A 20455-nucleotide genomic window follows, 5' to 3' on the forward strand; every position below is an offset into this window, starting at 1 on the left:
CTTAGGCCGCCAAAAAGCTTTGCGGCCAGCCGGGTTTCCAGGCGACCCGTCTGGTCACCTAGATCAGAAAGTATACTGCGCCCAAAATTGCCATCCCTGATTTCCCGCGCCTTACACCTCGTTTGTTCCCAGCCAACCCTTGCGCGAAATATCAAAAACGATGCCGTCAGGATCTTTGTATTTCAGCTCGAAATTGCTTTTCTCGGGGTCGCCCAGGGTGAAGAAGAACTTGCCGCCGTTCTCTTCGATTTTCTTGCCCATGGCTTCGGTATCCTCGACGATGAAACCAAAATGATGGGCGCCCACGAAACCTTCCTTGCCTGCGCTGGGCGCACCGCTATTGAACTTAAGCAGCGCCAGATTCACCACGCCGTCGCTCAGATAAATGCCCGAGCCCAGGCCAATGGTTTCCTCTCCTACGCGCTTCAGGCCGAAGACGTTTTCATAGAAGGCCGCAGAGGCCTCCAGATCGTTGACACAGATGGCGAAATGACGAAGGCGGGCCATGAGCAGGCTCCTTAAGAATATGAATTGAAAGCCTTGCACGACAAAGCCAAGGGTGCAAGTTCACCGATGATTTCGTAGTGATTGAGTTTGGGCAGCACGGTAAGGTCGACCTGTTTTCCGTGGGCAAGCAGCGTGTCGTAAAAGTGCAGGGCCTGGCGGCAAAACTCAGGGCTGTCGCCTTCGGCGTAGACCAAGCTGAGGGGGCAGTTGAGTGATGCCGCATGCTCGATAGGGCTGAGCCTGTGCCATTCCTCTGGTAAAAGGTGCACATAGTGGCGCCGGGCGCTCAGCATCACGGGCTCCATATCGTAAATACCGCTGACGCATAACCCCCCTTTGATCACGTCGGCAGGCAAGCCGTGCTGCGTCCAGTCCGTTGTCAGCAATACGGCACAAACATGCGCGCCCGAAGAATGGCCCGAAAGATAAATGCGGTTTCTGTCGCCGCCGTAACGACCCACGTTGCGATACACCCAAGACACCGCACGCACCAACTGCAACACCACATCGGGCAAGCGCACCCCCGGCAAAGCACTGAAGTCGGGCAATACCAAATGCATGCCGGCTTGGGTAAAAGCCGGCCCGGCAAACGCGACATCCTCTTTGCGCAGCATGCGCCAGGCGCCCCCATGAATATGCAAATGTATGGGGGCCGCGTCCGTATTCGCTGCGAACCAGTGCAAGGTTTCATCCGGGCCCTCGCCATAACGCAGGCCGTCGTGATGCTCGCCCGCCGCCAACACTCGCTGCCCGGCTTCATAAAAATCGCGCAATACCGCCTCGCCATTCGAGGCCCATGCCGTTTGGTCAAAGGCGCGATCCAAAGCTTGTTGATCGTAGTCGCGAAATACGTAAGGGCCCATATCCTGGTCTCCGGCAACGCAAATGATGTCGAGCGGCTAGAAGGCCAGCTCGTGCTTGCTGATACGTTTGGCGCGGGGTGATGCCGCTGCGCGCTCTGTTGTTTTCAACATGCTAAACGGTGACAGTTCAACCAAGCATTGCATTTTCTGCATCTGCTCATCACAATTTGGTATGACTTTTGATAGAAAAGAACTCACCGCCTTCTTGGCCGTGGCCAGACTGGGCAGCATAGGCAACGCCGCCGCCACGCTGGCCCTCACCCAGCCCGCCATCAGCCGCATCCTGAGCCGCCTGGAAGACCGGCTAGGGGCCAAGCTCTTCGTACGCCACTCCACAGGCATGGAGCTCAACGCCTTTGGCCGCGCCCTGCTGCCCCATGCCGAACTGCTGGAAGCCGAAGGCCGACGTGTACAAGAAGAGATAGAACTGCTCAAGGGCTCGGCCACCGGCCTGGTACGCGTAGGGGTCGTGCCCAGCGTCGCCCTGCAGTTGCTGCCGCAGGCTATTCAGCAGACACGGCTCAAAGCGCCCCACCTGCACATCCATGTTGTAGAAGGCACCGGCAATCAGCTTTTAGCCTGGCTGTTGCGCCAAGAGGTGGATTTCGCCATTACCGGCCTTTGGAACGAGCCCCTGGACAGCAGCATACGCGCTACCCCTTTGTTCCAAGACGAAATCTGCATACTGGCCCGCTGGGATCACCCCCTGACGCATACGCCCCAAGCCGGCTTGGCGGAGCTTTTGCGCTACCCTTGGGCCATACCGGAAAGAGGCAACGTACTCTGGACCGAGCTGAACGCCACCTTCCAACGCGCCGGCCTAGAGCCGCCGACCGCCGCTGTCACCGCCAATGCCATCCAGACACTCAAGGCCCTGGTGGCCCGCAGCGACTTCCTCAGCGTGATGGCGCGCGTCTCGTTTCAACTTGAAGAACAAAATCAGCTACTGCGCCCCCTGCCCATGAAAGCCACCCGCTGGCGTAGACAGCTGGCGCTGCTGCAACGCAGCCGCAGCCGCCTTCTGCCGGCGGCGCAGGGGCTGCTGGAGGAGATTCGGACGATGGCGGGGGGTGCGGGGCGCTAAGGCCTACCCCCCTCACTCTTGATAAGGCGTTTTCGCGAACAAGCGCCTGGACATCTGCCTGAACCAGATGATGGCGGGGTCGTCGTGAAAGCGGCGGCTCCAGTGCAGCGAGATGGTCATGCCGCTGAGGGGCACGTCGGGGCTGATGGTGCCGAAACCACCGGCGTGGTTAAACACGCGGGCGGTGCTGGCCGGAATCAACACACAGAGATTGGTTTCACCGATGATGGCGGGTAGCGCAAGAAAGTTTTGGGTGATCAGGCGCACCCGGCTTTCCAGACCCAGCAGCTTAACGATGCGCAAAGTGTCGGCATGCGCATGAACCGCGACGAACTCTAAAGCCTGCAAGGCGGAAACCGGCGGGCTGGTGCCGTTCAAAGGCCATAGCTTAGGGTGGCCTTTTCGGAAGAAGACGACATAGCGGTCGTCGAACAGCGGCTGCATATTGCAGCCTTGCAAGCGCGGCAAGGCACCAAAAGCAAAATCCACCTGCGCGTTATCAAACGCTTCAGAAAGATTGTCTTGAAGCAGATTCACGACCTCCAGGCGCACCCCGGGCGCGCATTGCTCGATCTCGCGCATCAGCTTGGGCAGATAACGCTCGTCGCCCATGTCACTCATCATCTGTATTCGAAACAGGCGCTGGGTGCGGGCAGGGTCGAAGCCATCGGCATCGGCCAGCGCTTGGCTGAGGATTTCCAGGGCATTGCGCACCGATGCCGCCAAACGCTCGGCACGGGGAGTGGGCCTGACGCCGCCTGGCGCACGCACAAAGAGCCGATCACCCAACATGCCTCGCAGGCGCGTTAGCCCTTGGCTGGCGGCAGGCTGGCTAATACCCAAGGCATCGGCAGCCAAACTGATTTTTTGGCGCGTGTAAATCGCGTCGAACAAACGCAGTAAGTTGAGATCGATTTTCTCAATATTCATTTATCTAATGTTTTTCATTAGTTCTGTTTTATTGTCTTATATTGCCATGCGCGACACAATAGGCAGCCTTACCAGCTGTCAACTATAAAAAATCAGGAGACAACGGTGCCTGTTTGGCTGCCATGACACCCCTTCCATTCAAGGAAAAGGGTGGAGGCGGCGTGAACCTCACAGGCATCGTGAACACCTCACCGCATGAAAAGCATCAATATCGAAGACCTGCATGATCAAGCTCGGCGCACATTGCCCAGGCTGGTCTACGACTATCTGGCCGGTGGCGCCCTGGACGAACGCACCCTGAAAACCAATCGGGATGCCTTCCAACAATGGCAGTTCTGCCCCCGCCGATTGGTCGACCTGCGTCATATCGACATTAGCGCGCCCATCCTGGGCGAAGCCGCCGCTTTTCCCGCCGTGGTCGCGCCTACCGGCTTGAACGCGCTGTTCTGGCCTGAAGGCGACCTGGCTCTGGCTCGCGCGGCGGCGCACAGCCATATTCCGTTCACGCTTTCCACCGCCTCCAGCCTGCCTCTGGAACATATTGCCCAGCATGCGGGTGGGCGGCTGTGGTATCAGCTTTACGTCATCGAGCCCGTGCTGGCGCAGTCGCTGGTGGAACGCGCCAAGAACACCGGCTATGAGTGTTTGGTCGTTACCACCGATGTGGTGGTCAACGGCAAGCGAGAGCGCGATATGCGCAATCAATTTGCATTGCCGGTGCGCTGGCGCCCCAGTCTGATCTGGGACGGCATGCGACGCCCTGGGTGGTCGTGGCGTTATCTGAAACACGGTCTGCCGGTATTGGGCAACTTCAACACGCCCGAGGCAAAGACCAAAACAGCACGTGCAGCCTTGCTGAGCCGCGCCATGGATGCCAGCTTCGATTGGGAAGCCCTGGATCGCATACGCCAGCAGTGGCCGGGACGCATGTTGGTAAAAGGGGTGCTGCACCCTGAAGACATACGACACTGCCAAGCTATGGGCATGGACGGTGTGGTGCTCTCCAATCACGGCGGGCGTCAACTGGACGACTCGCGCACGGCTTTGGACGTGCTGACTGAGCTGCCGCCCATGCCAGGTTTCGAAATATTGATGGATGGCGGCATACGACGCGGCAGCGATATTGCCAAGGCCGTGGCGCTAGGCGCCAGTGCGGTCATGATAGGCCGCGCCGCGCTTTATGGTTTGGCCAGCAGCGGCCAAGTCGGCGTGCAGCAAGCGCTGGACATCCTTCAAGATGAATACCGAAACGCCCTGATTCAGTTGGGTTGCCCCAGTAGCGCTCAACTCGGACGGCAGTACTTGCATCGCAACACGCCTTCTCCGTCTTTGCCTGTGATTCACCCCTCTTTGGAGACCCTATGAAGCCACCCCTTAGTTCAACCGGGCAAGGGTCGTCGGCAATCTGCCGAGCCGCCGGCCTGATTGCCGCATTTTGTGCTGCGGTCTCGCTGCTCAGCATCATGGTGCTGATGCTGCTGGACGTCTCCGGGCGTTATCTCTTTAATTCCCCCGTTCCCGGCGCCGCTGAAATCATAGAGTTGGCCATGGGCATCACCGTGTTTTCGGCGCTGCCTTTGGTCACCGCCCGCAACGAACATATACGCCTGGATTACCTTAGCCAGGCCCTGCATGGCCGTGTGCAAGCGTTTACCAATGCCATCGTGGGCACGATCAGCACGGCAGGCATGGGTTTGCTGGCGTGGCGTATTGCAGAGAAAGCCTTGACGCTGCAGCGCTATGGCGACACCACGCCCTTCCTGCGCATTCCCATATCACCCATTGCCTGGTTCATTACCGTCTGTGCCGCTGCCGCTGCCTTGATCTTCCTATGGCATGCATTGCGCTTCTGGTACCAAGCCATTGCCGGGGCTTCCCACCCAGACCAAGAAGGGCACGCATCATGATGACCTCCAGCCTGTTTATCGGCCTCGCCGCGCTCTTTGTATTGGCCGCCATCGGCGTGCCCATCGCTATTTCCATGGCTTTGGCCGGCTTTCTGGGCTTCGGTCTGGTTGTGGGTTGGCCCGGCGCGCTGTCCATGGTGGGTCAGACCGCTTTCGACACGGCGTTCAGCTACAACCTGGCGATTCTGCCGCTGTTCATCCTGATGGGTAACTTCATTACCCGTGCCCGTTTGTCAGAGGATTTGTACTCGGCAGCGTATTCTTTTGTCGGGCATCTGCGCGGTGGCTTGGCGCTTTCCACCTTGATGGCCTGTACCGGTTTTTCCGCCGTGTGCGGATCCAGCCTGGCCACAGCGGCCACCATGTCGCGCGTCACCATGCCGTCCATGCGCAAGTTCGGCTACAAAGATTCACTGGCGACGGGCGCTATTGCAGCGGGCGGAACACTGGGCATTCTCATCCCTCCCTCGGTGGCTTTGGTGCTGTATGGCCTGATGACCAATACCGACATCGACAAGCTCTTTATTGCCGGTATTGTGCCCGGCCTGCTCGGCCTGGGGTTTTATTGCGCTGCCGCCTACCTGGTGGCGGTGTTCGACCCGGCAGCCGGCCCGCCCGGCGAACGCACTTCTTGGCCCGAGCGCCTGCGCGTGATGCGCCGCGTGTGGGGGGTGGCCACGCTGTTTCTGGTGGTTATTGGCGGCATCTATCTGGGTGTGTTTACCTCTACGGAAGCCGCCGGCATAGGGGCCGGCTTCGCCTGCGTGTTTGCCATTGTGCGCGGCGGCATGGGGGTACGAGAGTGCTTCGAAGTGCTGGTGGAAACCGCCCGTATGACAGCCATGCTGTTCATCGTCGTTATCGGTGCGCTGATCTTCTCTAACTTCGTCAACGTAGGTGGCTTGCTGCAGGCACTGGAGGCCTGGGTCAAGGTCATGAACCTAAGCCCCACCGAAGTGCTCGTGGGTGTGCTGGTGGTTTACATCGTTCTGGGCCTGGTGCTGGAAAGCATGTCCATGATGTTGCTGACCGTGCCTATCTTTTTCCCCTTGATGATGAACTACGGTTTCGACCCGATATGGTTCGGGATCATCGTTGTCGTCGTTACGGAAATCAGCCTGATCACACCGCCGCTGGGCATGAATATTTTTGTGCTGCGCGCCACCTTGCCCGATGTGGCCACCAACACCATCGTACGCGGCGTGCTGCCTTTTGTCGTGGCCGATGTTTTCAGGTTGGCCTTGCTGGCCGCTGTTCCCATCATCACTTTGTTTCTGCCCAACAGTCTTTAGCGCTGTATCAGTACTTATTACTCTACCTATACCGGAGACAACACATGCTTAAGAAGATGCTTATTAGCGCAGGCTTGATCGCCGCAGCCACTTTTTCCTCCCTGGCCTCTGCCCAGACGGTGCTGCGCTTCTCGAATTGGCTGCCGCCTACCCACCCGATTACGACGCAGATTCTGCAACCGTGGGCAGCCCAGATTGAAGACACGACAGCAGGCCGCGTGAAAGTGCAATTTTTGCCTGCCTTGGGGCGCCCACCTGCCCATTTTGACTTGGTGCGCGACGGCGTAGCCGACATGGCGCTCAGCGTGCATGCCTACACCGCAGATCGCTTTCCTTCCTCTTATGGCATGACCCTGCCTGGCTATGCTGACGACGCAGAAAGCGCCGCCGTGGCCTATTGGCGCACGCACCAAAAGCACTTTGCGCCACTGGATGAGTTCAAAGGCGTGCATTTGGTGGGGCTGTATACCCACGGCCCTGGGCACTTCTATACCCGTGAAGCCAAACCTGTCGCCAAGCTGGACGACCTGAAAGGCATGCGTTTGCGCGCCACCGGCGGCATTGTTCAAGACATTTCCACACGCTTGGGTGTCGTGCCTCAGTTTGCCTCCGCCAGCGAAGCCTACGAACTGTTGTCGCGCGGTGTAGTGGACGGCGCCATGTTCAATGCCGACTCCGTTGACAGCTTCCGCTTGTTGCCGCTGATGAAGAACGCCTACCAGGTGCCGGGCGGCCTGTATCGCGACACCCACTACCTCATCATCAACAACAATGCTTACGCCAAGCTTAGCGACGAAGACCGCAAGGCCTTCGATGCCGCCTCGGGCGAAGCCTTTGCACGCCTGGCCGGTAAAGCATGGGACAAAGTCGATGCCGAAGCCTGGGAAAAAATGAAAGCCGCAGGCTATGAGGTGGTTGTCGCCAGCGACGACGATCTGGCTCGCATTCGTGCCGAAGGCGACGCCTTGCGCGACGACTGGCTTGCCCGCATGCAAAAGCTGGGCGTAGACGGCCAAGCTGCCCTGGAAATGTTCAAGGAAGAAATCGCCAAGGTTGAAGCGGAGAAATAAAAGCATGAATCACCCTAGCCCTCATTTTGCCGCCGATGCCTCTCACAAGCAGCGTCTGGAACTCGCCTTCCAGCAGCTGCGCGAGCTGTTGGGCGACCGGGCCTCGGCCGGCGAATCCGTGCGAGCCATACACGGCAGAGACGAATCCTGGCACCCACCACAAATGCCGGACATCGTGGTCTTCCCGCAAAATACCGCTGAAGTTTCAAGCGTAGCCCGCATCTGCCACGCTCACGGCATCCCCATGATTCCTTTTGGCGCGGGCTCATCGGTAGAAGGCGCGCTCATCCCCGTGCATGGCGGGGTGGTCATAGACACCTGCCAAATGGATCAGCTGCTGTCCGTTAACCCCGGCAACTTCGATTGCGTGGTGCAGCCAGGCCTGCTGCGGCGTGCCTTGAACGAGCGCATCAAAGATACGGGATTGTTCTTTTCCGTAGACCCAGGGGCCGACGCTTCGATAGGCGGCATGACCGCCACGCGCGCCAGCGGCACCAATACGGTGCGCTACGGCACCATGGCGGACGTGGTGCGCGGCCTGGAGGTCGTACTGGCGGATGGCCGCATTATTCGCACAGGCAGCCGTGCACGTAAATCATCAGCCGGCTACGACCTGACGCACTTGTTCGTGGGCGCCGAAGGCACGCTAGGCATCGTCACGGAAATCACCCTGCGCCTGTACCCCCGCCCCGAGCACGTCATCAGCGCCACATGTCAGTTTCCTGACGTTGACGCTGCGGTGGACACTGCCGTTGCCATCATGCAATCGGGGCTGGGCGTGGCGCGTCTGGAGTTCCTGGACGAGGTCATGATAGACGCCACGAATCGCTACTCCAAGCTGGATTTGCCGTGCACGCCCCACCTGTTTTTCGAGTTTCACGGTTCGCCCGCCCAAACCCAGGAAATCAGCCAGATCGTTCAAGAGCTATGCGAGGACAACGGCGGTCGGGCTTTTGCCAGCGCCACCCAAGCCGAGGAACGCGACCGCCTGTGGCGTGCACGCCATGACTGCGCTTACGCCTGCATGGCCTACGAGCGCCCCAAGCGCATGATGACCACGGATGTGTGCGTGCCGCTGACCGAGCTTGCGCAATGCATACGCGCCGCTCGCGAAGATGCGCGCCAAGCGGGCATTACCGCACCAGTTCTTGGTCACGTCGGCGACGGCAATTTCCATATGGTGTTGCTGATAGACCCCGACGATGCGGAACAGGTACGGCGCGCAGAAGAAGTGAACCGCCGACTGGTAGAGCGCGCCATTGCCTGCGGCGGTACGTGCACGGGTGAACACGGGGTGGGCTTGGGTAAGCGCGAATACCTGCGCATTGAGCACGGTGAGGCCCTAGAGGTGATGCGCAGCGTGAAAGCCGCCTTGGACCCCTTGGGCTTGATGAATCCGGGCAAAGTTCTGCCAGACTGAGGACCAGCCGCCTACGTCACCGTCAAATTCAGTGTTTTCCCTGACTTGAACCCAAGTCGCTGGCGGCGTAAAGTGAACTCACTGCCGCTCATATGGCAGTCAGTTGCCACTAAAGGCAATTTCGCGCACTACATCCCGTAAGTGCCGCTGTCATCAAGGCAGCAAGACCCCGCCAAAAGGCGGGGTCTTTCAATTTGTGCTCGGCAAAACCAAATTCATGCCCGCGCGGGGCGATAATATCCCCCTGCACACGCCGCCATACGCACACGCGCTCGGCTTTTGAAAACCTTATTCCAAAGAGCATATATGGGAAAGAAACCGCAACTCGATCCGGACGAAGTCGCGCTCATCGAATGGTGCATTGAAGTCGAAGGCTTTCTGGTTGCCGCAGGCGCTTCGCCCAGCGAAGCCCAAGACCACATCGACGAAAACGCCGAATGGTTCACCGACATGTTTTACAACGGCCTGACGCCTGAAGAGGCGGCTAACGAGGCGCTGAATTAAGCGTTTGAATGAACAATACGCAACACCCCCTTTGCCATTGTTAATAGTGTGCTGCCGAGATCCGCAGTAGCATAGCCCTAGGTTATTCTGCAACAGAAAGGAGTATGCATGCGCGAATCTATTCAACGTGTCTTGGCCGGGTCTGTACTGCTGATGTCTATGGTGGGTCCCGCGATGTCGTCAGGTTTGCTCGATAGCATCAAGAGCCAGGCGACGGAAAGCCTGGGCGGCGGCCAAGCGGCATCGTCGGCAAGTTCGTCCGGCAGCGCCTTGGGCGGCATGGGGGCGCTGGGGTCGACGCTGGGGCTGCCCAGCATAGGCGGCAGCACCGCCAGCAACGCAGCCGGCGTGCTGCAGTATTGCATCAAGAACAACTACCTGAACGCATCGAGTGCTGCTTCAGTCAAAGACAAACTGCTAGACAAACTGAACCTGGGCGGCGCACAGGCCCAGCAGCAAGACACCAGCTACCAGCAAGGCCTGACCGGGCTGCTGTCGGGTAGCGATGGCTCGTCGTTAAATCTGGAAAGCATCAAAGGCAACTTGAAGGAAAAGGCCTGCGATTACGTCTTGGAGAACGCTTCGTCGTTGCTGTAACGGCTCGCTTAGCCATGCTAAACACCCAAGAAAGCGATGGCGTACGGACTTTGCACTTCGGTTCTTCCGCCGTGCAAGGTGCCATGCGCATCGACCAGCCCTACGATATCGAGCTGGAATACGTGCAGCAGATGATGATGTGGCTGCTGTTTCGCGAGCACGCCGGCCACATCGTTCAATTGGGCTTGGGCGCCGCTGCCTTAAGCAAATTCTGCCATCAGCGATTTCCGACCTCCCGCGTCACTGCCGTCGAGCTTGATTCCCGCGTGATCGATATTTGCCGTGACGAGTTCGCCCTTGCGCCCGACGACAAGCGCTTGACGGTATTGAATATGGACGCACGGGATTATGTGTCGGATTTTTCCCGCCGTCGCTCTATAGACGTGTTGCAAGTCGACCTGTACGACGCGCAGGCCATCAGCCCCTTATTAAGCACCGAAGCTTTCTATGCCGCCTGCGCCAATTGCTTGGCGCCACAAGGCATGATGACCATCAATCTGTACTGCGATTGGCCAGAGCACCTTGAGCACCTGCACCGCATAGGGCAGGCCTTTGAAGCGGTAGCCTGGCTGCCTGAAGTTCACGACAGCAACATCGTGGCCATCGCCTTCAAACGCGCGCCCTCCGTCGATTTCGAGAAGCTTTATCAGCGTGCCGAAGAGATCCGCATATTTCTAGGCCTTCCCGCCAAATCCTGGGTAGACGGGCTGCATGCCTGGATGTGTGAGGGCGAGGCGTCACCACCCGGAGAACCCCAATGACACAACGCGTACTGATCACTGCCGGCGGCATCGGTTTGGCCATGGCCCAAGCCTTCCTCAAAAACGGGGCTAAGGTCTATATCTCGGACATCAACGCGGATGCCGTGCGGCGCAGGCGTCACCGCGCCCGTTGCCGACTTCCCTCTTAGTGCCTGGAATGACGTCGTCAACGTCAACCTGACGTGCACCTTCATGGTCACGCAAAGGGCGATTCCTCTTCTGAAGGAATCCAAAGCCGTTTGGTGATACGCAATATTCTGTTTCTGAGCAAGTACTTGCTCCAGCGCATGCGCTCCTGCCATGTCACTGATCAGGGCCAACTGCTGCGAGTTCAGTACGGCGGACGCATCTTGCAACAGCAGCAGCGCTCACGATGTCAGTCATGCGTGGTCAAAGGCGCTACCGTCGGCTTAAAACCCTTGACATGGATAACCTTGAGCAGCGTATCGGAGCTGAGCACACGCCCCCCATAACTAAATGTTATGTGCGAGTAACTGGTGCCGTACTTGTCCCAGATTCGTCACTGGCCAATACTGAGAGCCGAAAATCACAATACGGTGAGGAGATAAGTATGAAAATAATTAGTAAGTTGGCGGGTGCCCTGGCCGCCGTATCCTTGCTGCCATCGGCTGGCGGGGCTTTGGCGCAAGTGTCTGTAGGTGTGGTGGTTAGCACTACGGGTCCGGGTGCAGTGCTTGGTATTCCTTATCGCAATGTTTTCGAGATTCTTCCCAAAGAAATTGGGGGAGAAGCCGTGCGTTATGTCGTGCTGGATGATGCGTCGGATGTGACCACAGGGGTACGCAATGCCAAAAAGCTTATCGACGAGAACAAGATCGATGTGCTAGTGGGTTCCAATTCAGTGCCTGTCAGTCGAGCAATGATGCAAGTCGCCGTCGAATCAAAGGTTCCGCTCATTGTGCTTAGTCCTATGCTGCTTGATGGTGTTGAGCATCCCTGGACATTCGGCGTGCCGCAGCCCATGCCGCTAATGGTGAATGCCGTACTTGAGCACATGAAGCAAAACGGTGTACAGAAGTTGGGTTATATCGGCTTTGCCGATGCCTGGGGCGAGGCAGTCTACAAGACATTGAATCCCCAAGATGTGGTGCCGGGTCTTGAACTGACCAGTAATGAGCGTTATCAACGTAATGACGTAAGCCTTACCACACAGGCGCTGAAAACTATTGCTACCCAACCAGATGCCGTCATGGTGGGCGGTTCGGGGGCGCCTGGGGCGTTGCCACATATTGCGTTGAGTGAAAGAGGCTACAAGGGCACGGTGTACAACACTCACGGCTCAGTTAGCGGTGATTTCATTCGTATCGGTGGCGCCCATGCCGAAGCTGCGGTGGCGCCTACCGGCCCCTTTCTTTTTGCTGATCAATTATCCGATGGGAACCCGATCAAACCGGTGGCGACCAAATATTTGACGATGTATGACGATGCATATGGTGCGAGTGCCCGCAGTCCGTTTGCCGGTTACGCCTTTGACGCTTATTTGCTTTTGCAAGCGGCTTTACCTGAGGCTTTGAAAACAGCTTCGCCAGGTACACCAGAACTGCGCCAGGCGTTACGAGACTCATTGGAAACCAATGTGAAGAATGTCGTGGGTACACAGGGTATTTACACCATGACCCCCCAGGACCATAACGGCTTGGATCATCGGGCGCGTGTATTGGTGCAGGTAAAGAACGGTAAGTGGGAGCTTATGAAGGAATGAGGCGCTAATGTGGCTGGGCTGGGCGCTCTAGGCGAGCTGCAGCTTGATGCCGGATCAGATTGACCATGTACTCAGCTGCGGGGGTTAGAGCGCGCGAGCGACGAAGCACTAGGGCCAACTCGCGTCGCCAGTGTAGCCAGGGTACGTCTAGGCGCTGGATGATGCCGGCCTGCTCTTCGGCCGCGAAGACTTCTAAAGGCAGAAAGCCGATAAGGTTCTGGCGGGTGATCAGGGCCTTGGACAGCATCGTAGAGCTGGTTTCCACTTGAGGCTCCAGCGGCTGAAGGCCGCGTTGCCGAAAGAGATGATCTAGCTGATCACGCAAGACGCCAGGAGGTGGTACCAGAACCCAACCATATTGTTGTAGCGATTCGTCGGAAATGTTGTTGAGCTGGGTGAGGGGATGATTGGCGCCGACGCAGGCTACGAATAAATTGCTGCCAAGCGGCTCGCATTGTAGGTCGGTGGCCAGCGCTTCGAGCGAGGTGGGTGAGCTGATGATGAAATCTAGTTTGCCTAATTGCAGTTGGGGCAGGAGCGATTGGAACAGTCCTTCACTGACGCGGAAATGCAATTTGGGGCGTTGCTGTACGGCTAGTTCGACTACGTCGGGAATGAAGCCGTGGTTAAGCGTGGGCGGTACGCCCATCGAAACGGAGCCGGTGCGTACGCCGCTCATTTCTTGCAGCACGCTGCGGGTCGCGTCCAGTTCGTGAAGGATCAGACTGGCGCGCTGTACTAGGATGCAGCCCATTTCGGTTGGGCTGATTCCGCGAGCGGTGCGATCCAAAAGTCGTGCGCCAGCGATTTGCTCTAGTCGGCGGATGGCTTTACTAAGTGCTGGCTGGGACACGCCCAGGTGGATCGCGGCTTGGGAAATACTGCCGAGCCGGCAGATTTCGATGAAGTATTCGAGGTCTGTGGGTTGGAAACTGTGCATTTGCATGATGGCTTGCTGATTTTTATGGTTATACATTACCGCAACGGGGTAGGGATGTTGGTAGAACAAATAGAGAATAAATGGGTGGACTGCTTTCGTCGTGTCTTCCAGATGTGCGAACTTCGGCGCGGTGATCGTGTCGCCATTTTGTCTGAGACGCTGTCGCGGCCGGTTAATGTGAAGCTAGCCGAGCTAGCGCTCCTTGATCTGGGCACGCAGGTTTTTCATGTTGTGTTGCCTACCCCGCGCTTGAGCGACCCAGTGGCGGTTCGCTCAACGGGAACTTCGACGGCCATACAGGGTAATGAGTCCGTCATTGCTGCGTTGCGCTCCTCTACCCTGGTTGTGGATTGCACAGTAGAGGGATTGCTGCATTCGCGCGAGTTGAAAACCATACTTTCCGCTGGCGCTCGGCTCATGATGATCAGCAACGAGCACCCTGAAATTCTGGAGCGTTTGATGCCGGATCCAGCGCTGCAGAAAAAAGTTGCGCTAGGTGTCGACATGCTGAGTCAGGCTTCACGTATGCGTGTGCATTCAGCTGTTGGTACCGACCTAACCATCGATGTGACTGATGCGCCGGCCCGGGGGTCTGCGGGCTTTGTGACAGAGCCCGGAAAAGTCTCGTATTGGCCGGGGGGACTGTGTCTGTGTTTTCCCCGCAGGCATAGTGTGAATGGTGTTGTCGTACTTGATGTGGGCGATGTCAACCTGACCTTCAAGCGCTATCTGGAAAGTCGCGTGGTGCTAACCATTGAAGATGATTTTGTTGTCGACATTGCTGGAAACGGCCTGGATGCCGAACTGATGAAGAGCTATTTTGAGGCTTGGAATGACCGTAACGCATATGGTGTTTCTCATGTTGGCTGGGGGATGAATCCAGCCGCACGCTGGGACTCTTTGGTCATGTATGACAAGCACGACACCAATGGCACCGAGTTGCGCGCTTTTGCTGGCAATTTTCTGATTTCTACTGGCGCCAACGAGTACGCCGACCGATTTACTAATGGCCACTTCGATCTGCCGTTGCGTCATTGCAGCATCGAGCTGGACGCTAGGCCGATTGTTTCGCAGGGCCGTCTGCTGGAACCGCTGGCATGAAGGCTCAGGTAATGCGTCACGAAATGGCTTGCAGCCGTACTTCTGGCCACCCTCAAATTGCTTATACGCAATGTGGCGCAGGCGACGAAACCGTGATTTTTCTGCACGGAATAGGTGGCAACAAAGACAACTGGTCCGAGCAGCTGAGTTACTTTGCTGGCGAGGGCTACCGGGCTGTGGCGTGGGACGTTCGCGGCTATGGTGACTCGGATGACTACGAAGGGGACTTTTTGTTCGACGAAGTCAGCGCCGACTTGCTGAGGCTGATGGATGAATTGGGCGCCGAGCGTGCGCATCTAGTTGGCTTGTCTATGGGCGGACGCATATTGATGGATTTTGCCTGGCGCTACGGCGCACGTGTGCAAAGCCTAACCATGTGCGGTTCGTTCCCTAGTTTCGGCAAGGCGCTTAGCCAGGCTCAACGTGAAGATTATTTGCGCCTAAGGCGAGAGCCTTTACTGGCTGGACGTAGCTTGCAGCAGTTAGCGCCAGAGTTGATCGCCTCGTTGGCAGGGCCAGATGTGCAGGCCGACGTGTATGACGCATTGCATGCCAGCATTTGCCGTTTGCGTCCGCAGTCGTATTTGAAAGCGCTTGAAGCCGCTGTTTACTTTGACCGCACAGAAGAGATTCGCTTGATTAGCCGGCCGACACTATTGTTGTACGCAGAGAACGACAGGTTGACGCCACCCCAGATGGGGCAGGAGGTTCAAGCCATGATGCCCAAGGCTAGGTTGCAGGTTTTACCGCGTTGCGGCCATTTGATGAATCTCGAAGTAAGCGCGCTTTTCAATGAGGTCGTACATGCGTTTATATGCAATGAGGTGAAAAGTGAATAGCGTTATGCCCAGATACTTTGTGGTGCATTGCCAGGACGCTCCTGGCATGCAGGCTCGACGTGCGGCCACTGCCGCAGCGCACCGGCAGTATGTCGAACAGCATTCCGATCGGATCTTTATGGGTGGCCCCTTGCTGGACGATTCAGGATCACGGCGTATCGGATCTCTGCTTGTTTTGAAGGCGACTTCGCGGGCGGAGGCCCAGGCCTTTCTCGATGCCGAGCCCTACAACTTGAACGGTGTTTTCGAAAGCGTAGTCATCCGTGCTTTCGAGTGCGTCGTTCACCCTACTGAAGCAAATAAGCAGGAGTAACAATGAAGAATGTTCCGGTATTGATCGCGGGCGGGGCCTCGGTGGGTCTTTCGATGGCAGCAGAGCTTGGGTGGCGAGGAGTGCCGTGCTTATTGGTCGAGCAAAGGGCCGAAGTGAACCCCCACCCGCGTGCGAACGCTGTAGGCAATCGCACCATGGAATACTTTCGCCGTTGGGGAGTTGATGAAAAGCTAGTCAATAAGGGTATTCCGGCAAATTATCCGGCGGATTACTACTGGGTATCCAGCATGCACGGGCACCCTTTACATCGAATATCGATGCTGTCGTATGAACAACTGCTGAATGCCCGAGCCAGTGGGGAGGCTGACCCCATGGCTGAGATGTACTGGTCTCCGTACCTGAAGACCATTGTCGGTCAGCAGCACGTTGAATATGCATTAAAAGATTATGTACAGACCTTGGATTGCGTGGACAGCCGTTTTGGATGGGCCCTACGCGAGTTTGAGCAAGATGCCGATGGGGTGACCGCAAGCATCGAATGCCTGGAGTCGGGCCGTGTCGAGCAGATACGCAGTCGTTTTCTAGTGGGTTGCGACGGAGGACGCTCTTTGGTGCGCAGCCAGCTCGATGTGCCGATGTCGGGACGAAGCAATATGGCACGTTTTGTGTCTATCTACTTTCGCTGCCCCGACTTCATGCAGGCTCACGATTTTGATCACGGCAATATCTATTTCCCGTTGCGTAAAGAGTATGCCGGTTTTCTGTTGAACTGGGACGGCGGTACGTTGTGGACATATCACCTCATCTTGCCCGAGGGTAAGGAATGGGACGACATTGATCCGGCCGCAGCCGTTTGCGCGTTGTTGGGTAAACAAGTTCCGCTGGAAGTCATCGAGGTTCAGCCCTGGACAGCGCATGCGCTTACCGTTGACCAGTACAGCGTAGGGAATGTGTTTTTGGCGGGTGATGCGGCCCACAAGTTCACGCCTACAGGCGGGCTGGGCATGAACACGGGTGTGGGGGATGCAGTCGAACTGGGCTGGAAGCTCGAAGCGGTGATAAAGGGATGGGCACCACCGCAGTTGCTTGCTACCTACCACACCGAAAGACACCCTATTGGTGTGCGTAATACGCTGGAAGCCGCTGACAACTTCGACAAGCTGTATTCGGTAATGCAATATGGGCCTGAGCTGGACGCTGATGATGAAGCGGGCAAGGCCTTACGCCAGAAGCTGGGTGAAGAACTGCAGCGCCAGGAAAAGATTCTTGCGTCTTCGGGAGTTTTGCTTGGATATCGATACAACGACACGCCTATCTGCGTTCCTGACGGCACTCCCGAGCCACTTGATGATCCGCGTCGTTATGTACCCACAGCTCGGCCGGGACACCGCGCCCCGCATGTCTGGTTGACGCCCGAAACATCCATATTGGATTTGTTTGGTCAGGGGTTTACTTTATTGGATTTCAGCGGGGAAAAAGCGGGATGCTCTTGGGCGCAGCACGCGCAGTTGTTGGGTGTGCCTCTGACTGTACAAGAAATTAGCCACACGGGCGCGAAAGAGTTGTACGGTGCCGAACTGGTACTGGTGCGCCCCGATATGATGGTGTCTTGGCGGGGCGATGCCGCTGAAGATGCCGCAGCTATTTTGCAAACGGTCAGTGGGCGTTCTTTGCAACGGGAAGCTGCCTGAAGTTTCTGTTAAATATTGCTTAAAAAGCGCCGGGGATAACCGGCGTTTTTTTTGAGCCTAATTTGATCAGAACAAGCTCATTTCGCCTTGGTGAATGTATCGGCAAAGTCTTGCCGCAATGCGTTCTTTTGTACCTTGCCCATGGTGTTGCGTGGCAAGGCATCGATTATTACGATCTTCTTGGGTACCTTGAAGTTGGCCAGACTGCTTTTAAGACTAGCCTGCAGGGCGGATAAATCGGGCGGCGTGCCAGGGCGGGGCACTACAACCGCCATCACGGCTTCGCCGAAATCAGGATGGGGAACACCAATGACAGCAGATTCTTGCACACCGGGTGCCTTGTCGATGAGCAGTTCGATTTCTTTGGGATAAACATTGAACCCACCGGAAATGATCAGGTCTTTGCTGCGCCCGACAATGCTTAGATAGTCGGCGGGTATGCCCTGGCCGCCCAGCATACCGATATCGCCGGTGCGAAACCAGCCGTCGGCGGTGAACTCTTCGCGTGTTTTTTCGGGCATGCGCCAATAGCCTGAAAAAACATTGGGCCCACGCACTTGTACGTGGCCGGGTAAGCCGATGTCGATGGCTTGGTCCTGATCGTCTGTTACACGCACAGAAACACCCGGCAAGGCGCGGCCCACTGTGCCAGGCAAGCGCTCGCCTTGGGCGGGGTCGTACGGGTTAGACGTCAGCATGACGGTTTCACTCATGCCGTACCGTTCCAGTATGGGCATCCCTATGCGATGCTGAAATTCGAGGAAGGTGTCCGCCAGCAAGGGGGCGGAGCCCGAGACGAAGAGCCGCATTTGGCCGCACACCGCTTTTGTGAAGCCAGCTTCGCTAAGCAGGCGCACGTAGTGGGTGGGTACGCCCATCATTACCGTGCAGCGCGGTAGATAATGCAGTGCCTGTTCTGCGTCGAGCTTGGGCAACCATATCATTTTGGCGCCCGCAAGCAAGGCGCCGTTTGCGGCCACGAACAAGCCGTGCACATGGAAAATGGGCAGAATATGCAATAGAACATCGTCGCTGCGCCAGCCCCAGTATTGGTGCAGCGTTTGTGCGTTGGATGTGAGATTGCCGTGCGAAAGCATGGCGCCCTTGCTTCGGCCTGTGGTGCCCGACGTATAAAGAATGGTGGCAAGGTCGTTGGCGGCGCACGGCACGGTTTTGAATTCGGGGCTTTGGTCGTTGGCAGCTTGCATCAGGCTGCCGCTGCCGTCAGCGTCCAGGGTCAGCACATGCAAAGTGCCGCAGCTTTGTGCCAGCGACTTGCACCACGATTCAGCGCTTGAGGCGCACACCACCACCGCGGGTTCCGCGTCCTGCAGAAAATAGCTGATTTCGCCTTCCCGGTAGGCGGTGTTCAAGGGCAGGTATACCAGGCCGGCGCGCAGTGTAGCCAGATAAAGCATCAAGGCTTCGGGAGACTTTTCCACCTGAACGGCCACCCGCGAGCCATGCGGTATCCGATACGAGGACAGCAGATTGGCGATGCGCCCGCTGATAGCGTCGATATCGGCCCAGCTATAGGTGCGCTCGGGCGTCTCAATGGCAACTGTGCCGCGATCTTGCGCAAACCCGGTTTCCAGCACGGAGTACAGGTTGTCGTCATGTTCCACGATGTTTCCCCTTCCTTGGTTCTTTATTAGAGTTTTTGCACGGCACGCGCCACCTTGGGCGTGCCGGCTTCCAGCTGTGCCCGATTGCTGTCAAGCTGCTCGGGCTCGTACAAGTAGTTGACCATCATCGAGGCCGATTGCCGGCGGCCTTTAGACGACAGGTCGGCGGCCCAGTTCAGACGCTCGATCCGGGCGCCGTTGCCCAGATGGAAGCGGGCCACGGCATCGATAGGCTGCCCGCCCTTCATGCCGCTCAGATAGCGGGCAGCCAGGCGCAGCCCGCAGCGCTTCAGTGCTTCGGGCTCCTGCGAGTCGACGGCCGCCTGCAGACGTTGCGCCCAGGACACACCAGCTGCGTCGTCGCTGGCCGCCTGGCCGGCCAGCTGGCCCAGCATCTTTTTGATATCCGACGCTGATTGCTTTTCCAGCCACTTGGTAAAACCAGGCATGGGCGACAGGGTGGCAAAGGATTTGAGTTTGGGCAGTTCGCTTTTCAGTTCTTCGATGACCCGCTTCAGCAGAAAGTTGCCAAAGCTGATGCCTTTCAGGCCGGACTGTGTGGTTGAAATGGAGTAAAAAATCGCCCAGCGTGCCTTGTGCAGCGGATCGACTGGCAAAGCTGGATCAAGCAGAGTCTGTACGTCGGCAATCATGTTTTCGGCCAACGCGACCTCGACAAAAATAAGCGGCACGTTGCTCATGCGTGGATGGAAGAACGCATAGCAGCGCCGGTCGCCGGCGACACGCCGTCGCATATCTTCCCACGAGCGGATCTCGTGTACGGCTTCGTACTGGATAAGTTTTTCGAGCAAGGAGGCTGGGGAGTCCCAGTTGATATGGCGCATTTCCAGCATGCCGACATCGAACCAGCTGGACAACAAGGCGGCGAGGGGCTGTTCCAACGTAGACAGACTTGCTTCGTTGGTATGCCAGCGCAGCATGTCCGCGCGCAGCTGCACCATGAGCTCCAGATTGTCACTCTGCGCGTATAACCGACGAAACAACTGCGCCGCCGACTCGCTGGAGGTGTCGTTGCCGGCTTGTGCTAGGTTGTTTAGCAACAGGCGCCGCTGGTCGTCTTCGGCCTGTTCGTAGCGGGTTGCCCATTCGCGGGCAAGACGGTTGGCTGCTTCGTCTTTGGGCGAAGCCAGGTAAAGGGCTTGAAGGTGCTGTGGCCCCGGAAGCGGGCTGCGCTCAAACCAGCGGCTAAGCTGTCTGAGCAGGCCGTTTACACGGCTTTCGTCGGGTGCGGGCTGCGTGCTTGTAATAGCGGGGGGCTCGTTGCGCTGGAGTTGGGTGGGCTCGAGCTTTGACTGCACCATACTGG

General features: G+C 57.5%; 21 protein-coding genes. 15 read left to right on the forward strand and 6 right to left on the reverse strand.

Annotation, left to right across the window (positions count from 1 at the left end; all coding sequences use genetic code 11):
- Positions 1-111: 111 nt before the first annotated feature.
- The gene (locus H0484_RS11020) at positions 112-507 is read right to left on the reverse strand and encodes a VOC family protein (protein WP_226954687.1); all 396 of its coding nucleotides are present in this window, start codon (positions 505-507) and stop codon (positions 112-114) included.
- Between the two features lie 11 nt (positions 508-518).
- Positions 519-1370, reverse strand: coding sequence for an alpha/beta hydrolase (locus H0484_RS11025; RefSeq protein WP_226954688.1), 852 nt, complete (start codon positions 1368-1370; stop codon positions 519-521).
- Positions 1371-1542: 172 nt separating this feature from the next.
- Between H0484_RS11025 and H0484_RS11030 the strand changes: the two genes are divergently transcribed.
- Entirely contained in the window at positions 1543-2454 is a 912-nt protein-coding gene (locus tag H0484_RS11030; protein ID WP_226954689.1) for a LysR family transcriptional regulator, read from the forward strand.
- A gap of 12 nt (positions 2455-2466) precedes the next feature.
- On the opposite strand, the gene H0484_RS11035 is transcribed toward H0484_RS11030, so the two are convergent.
- Positions 2467-3384: a LysR substrate-binding domain-containing protein gene (locus tag H0484_RS11035; RefSeq protein ID WP_226954690.1), complete on the reverse strand. Its 918-nt coding sequence runs from the start codon at positions 3382-3384 to the stop codon at positions 2467-2469.
- A gap of 195 nt (positions 3385-3579) precedes the next feature.
- Here H0484_RS11035 and H0484_RS11040 point away from each other — a divergent pair, with 195 nt between their 5' ends.
- The 10 genes from H0484_RS11040 to H0484_RS11085 all read left to right on the forward strand — a co-directional run bounded on the left by H0484_RS11040 (position 3580) and on the right by H0484_RS11085 (position 12658).
- Positions 3580-4749, forward strand: coding sequence for an alpha-hydroxy-acid oxidizing protein (locus H0484_RS11040; protein WP_226954691.1), 1170 nt, complete (start codon positions 3580-3582; stop codon positions 4747-4749).
- Positions 4746-5291 (forward strand): TRAP transporter small permease, encoded by a 546-nt coding sequence (locus H0484_RS11045; RefSeq protein ID WP_226954692.1) that lies wholly within the window; start codon positions 4746-4748, stop codon positions 5289-5291. Before H0484_RS11040 ends, H0484_RS11045 begins: the two co-directional genes overlap by 4 nt.
- Positions 5291-6583 (forward strand): TRAP transporter large permease, encoded by a 1293-nt coding sequence (locus H0484_RS11050; protein WP_226954823.1) that lies wholly within the window; start codon positions 5291-5293, stop codon positions 6581-6583. Before H0484_RS11045 ends, H0484_RS11050 begins: the two co-directional genes overlap by 1 nt.
- Before the next feature lie 44 nt (positions 6584-6627).
- On the forward strand, positions 6628-7653 hold the full coding sequence (locus H0484_RS11055) for a TRAP transporter substrate-binding protein (RefSeq protein WP_226954693.1): 1026 nt from the start codon (positions 6628-6630) through the stop codon (positions 7651-7653).
- Between the two features lie 4 nt (positions 7654-7657).
- A complete protein-coding gene (locus tag H0484_RS11060; protein ID WP_226954694.1) occupies positions 7658-9073 on the forward strand; it encodes an FAD-binding oxidoreductase in 1416 nt (471 codons plus the stop codon).
- A gap of 306 nt (positions 9074-9379) precedes the next feature.
- Positions 9380-9577, forward strand: coding sequence for a hypothetical protein (locus tag H0484_RS11065; protein WP_226954695.1), 198 nt, complete (start codon positions 9380-9382; stop codon positions 9575-9577).
- A gap of 108 nt (positions 9578-9685) precedes the next feature.
- On the forward strand, positions 9686-10174 hold the full coding sequence (locus H0484_RS11070) for a DUF2501 domain-containing protein (RefSeq protein ID WP_226954696.1): 489 nt from the start codon (positions 9686-9688) through the stop codon (positions 10172-10174).
- Positions 10175-10188: 14 nt separating this feature from the next.
- Positions 10189-10935, forward strand: a complete 747-nt coding sequence (locus H0484_RS11075; RefSeq protein ID WP_226954697.1) for a fused MFS/spermidine synthase — start codon at positions 10189-10191, stop codon at positions 10933-10935.
- Positions 10932-11084, forward strand: a complete 153-nt coding sequence (locus H0484_RS11080) for a hypothetical protein (protein ID WP_226954698.1) — start codon at positions 10932-10934, stop codon at positions 11082-11084. The genes H0484_RS11075 and H0484_RS11080 overlap by 4 nt, the downstream gene beginning before the upstream one ends.
- Positions 11085-11359: 275 nt before the next feature.
- Positions 11360-12658 (forward strand): ABC transporter substrate-binding protein, encoded by a 1299-nt coding sequence (locus H0484_RS11085; protein WP_226954699.1) that lies wholly within the window; start codon positions 11360-11362, stop codon positions 12656-12658.
- Between the two features lie 4 nt (positions 12659-12662).
- Here the strand turns inward: H0484_RS11085 and H0484_RS11090 are convergent, their stop codons facing one another.
- On the reverse strand, positions 12663-13604 hold the full coding sequence (locus H0484_RS11090) for a LysR family transcriptional regulator (protein ID WP_226954700.1): 942 nt from the start codon (positions 13602-13604) through the stop codon (positions 12663-12665).
- A 48-nt stretch (positions 13605-13652) separates the two neighbouring features.
- On the opposite strand from H0484_RS11090, the gene H0484_RS11095 reads away from it, so the two are divergent.
- Genes H0484_RS11095 through H0484_RS11110 form a run of 4 tightly spaced genes read left to right on the forward strand, consistent with a single transcriptional unit; the run spans position 13653 to position 17503 of the window.
- Positions 13653-14699, forward strand: coding sequence for a peptidase M29 (locus H0484_RS11095; protein ID WP_226954701.1), 1047 nt, complete (start codon positions 13653-13655; stop codon positions 14697-14699).
- Positions 14696-15538 (forward strand): alpha/beta fold hydrolase, encoded by an 843-nt coding sequence (locus H0484_RS11100; RefSeq protein WP_226954702.1) that lies wholly within the window; start codon positions 14696-14698, stop codon positions 15536-15538. Before H0484_RS11095 ends, H0484_RS11100 begins: the two co-directional genes overlap by 4 nt.
- Positions 15539-15542: 4 nt before the next feature.
- A complete protein-coding gene (locus H0484_RS11105) occupies positions 15543-15851 on the forward strand; it encodes a YciI family protein (RefSeq protein WP_226954703.1) in 309 nt (102 codons plus the stop codon).
- 2 nt (positions 15852-15853) lie between these two features.
- Positions 15854-17503 (forward strand): FAD-dependent monooxygenase, encoded by a 1650-nt coding sequence (locus H0484_RS11110; protein ID WP_226954704.1) that lies wholly within the window; start codon positions 15854-15856, stop codon positions 17501-17503.
- Positions 17504-17580: 77 nt separating this feature from the next.
- Here H0484_RS11110 and H0484_RS11115 read toward each other — a convergent pair whose 3' ends face one another.
- Both H0484_RS11115 and H0484_RS11120 read right to left on the reverse strand, forming a co-directional pair.
- Positions 17581-19128: a malonate--CoA ligase gene (locus H0484_RS11115; protein WP_226954705.1), complete on the reverse strand. Its 1548-nt coding sequence runs from the start codon at positions 19126-19128 to the stop codon at positions 17581-17583.
- Between the two features lie 26 nt (positions 19129-19154).
- A complete protein-coding gene (locus H0484_RS11120) occupies positions 19155-20450 on the reverse strand; it encodes a malonyl-CoA decarboxylase domain-containing protein (protein ID WP_226954706.1) in 1296 nt (431 codons plus the stop codon).
- Between the last annotated feature and the right edge of the window lie 5 nt (positions 20451-20455).

It is taken from the genome of Mesopusillimonas faecipullorum (assembly GCF_020539505.1).
GTDB classification, from domain to species: Bacteria; Pseudomonadota; Gammaproteobacteria; order Burkholderiales; family Burkholderiaceae_B; genus Mesopusillimonas; species Mesopusillimonas faecipullorum.

Bases quoted from the DNA above. Each gene is read 5' to 3' on its own strand.
- H0484_RS11105 (WP_226954703.1), top strand. From the start codon at position 15,543: ATGCCCAGATACTTTGTGGTGCATTGCCAGGACGCTCCTGGCATGCAG.
- H0484_RS11085 (WP_226954699.1), top strand. From the start codon at position 11,360: ATGGATAACCTTGAGCAGCGTATCGGAGCTGAGCACACGCCCCCCATA.
- H0484_RS11120 (WP_226954706.1), bottom strand. From the start codon at position 20,450: ATGGTGCAGTCAAAGCTCGAGCCCACCCAACTCCAGCGCAACGAGCCC.
- H0484_RS11050 (WP_226954823.1), top strand. From the start codon at position 5,291: ATGACCTCCAGCCTGTTTATCGGCCTCGCCGCGCTCTTTGTATTGGCC.
- H0484_RS11065 (WP_226954695.1), top strand. From the start codon at position 9,380: ATGGGAAAGAAACCGCAACTCGATCCGGACGAAGTCGCGCTCATCGAA.
- H0484_RS11055 (WP_226954693.1), top strand. From the start codon at position 6,628: ATGCTTAAGAAGATGCTTATTAGCGCAGGCTTGATCGCCGCAGCCACT.
- H0484_RS11020 (WP_226954687.1), bottom strand. From the start codon at position 507: ATGGCCCGCCTTCGTCATTTCGCCATCTGTGTCAACGATCTGGAGGCC.
- H0484_RS11110 (WP_226954704.1), top strand. From the start codon at position 15,854: ATGAAGAATGTTCCGGTATTGATCGCGGGCGGGGCCTCGGTGGGTCTT.
- H0484_RS11095 (WP_226954701.1), top strand. From the start codon at position 13,653: ATGTTGGTAGAACAAATAGAGAATAAATGGGTGGACTGCTTTCGTCGT.
- H0484_RS11045 (WP_226954692.1), top strand. From the start codon at position 4,746: ATGAAGCCACCCCTTAGTTCAACCGGGCAAGGGTCGTCGGCAATCTGC.
- H0484_RS11075 (WP_226954697.1), top strand. From the start codon at position 10,189: ATGCTAAACACCCAAGAAAGCGATGGCGTACGGACTTTGCACTTCGGT.
- H0484_RS11025 (WP_226954688.1), bottom strand. From the start codon at position 1,370: ATGGGCCCTTACGTATTTCGCGACTACGATCAACAAGCTTTGGATCGC.
- H0484_RS11080 (WP_226954698.1), top strand. From the start codon at position 10,932: ATGACACAACGCGTACTGATCACTGCCGGCGGCATCGGTTTGGCCATG.
- H0484_RS11100 (WP_226954702.1), top strand. From the start codon at position 14,696: ATGAAGGCTCAGGTAATGCGTCACGAAATGGCTTGCAGCCGTACTTCT.
- H0484_RS11090 (WP_226954700.1), bottom strand. From the start codon at position 13,604: ATGCAAATGCACAGTTTCCAACCCACAGACCTCGAATACTTCATCGAA.
- H0484_RS11060 (WP_226954694.1), top strand. From the start codon at position 7,658: ATGAATCACCCTAGCCCTCATTTTGCCGCCGATGCCTCTCACAAGCAG.
- H0484_RS11035 (WP_226954690.1), bottom strand. From the start codon at position 3,384: ATGAATATTGAGAAAATCGATCTCAACTTACTGCGTTTGTTCGACGCG.
- H0484_RS11040 (WP_226954691.1), top strand. From the start codon at position 3,580: ATGAAAAGCATCAATATCGAAGACCTGCATGATCAAGCTCGGCGCACA.
- H0484_RS11070 (WP_226954696.1), top strand. From the start codon at position 9,686: ATGCGCGAATCTATTCAACGTGTCTTGGCCGGGTCTGTACTGCTGATG.
- H0484_RS11030 (WP_226954689.1), top strand. From the start codon at position 1,543: ATGACTTTTGATAGAAAAGAACTCACCGCCTTCTTGGCCGTGGCCAGA.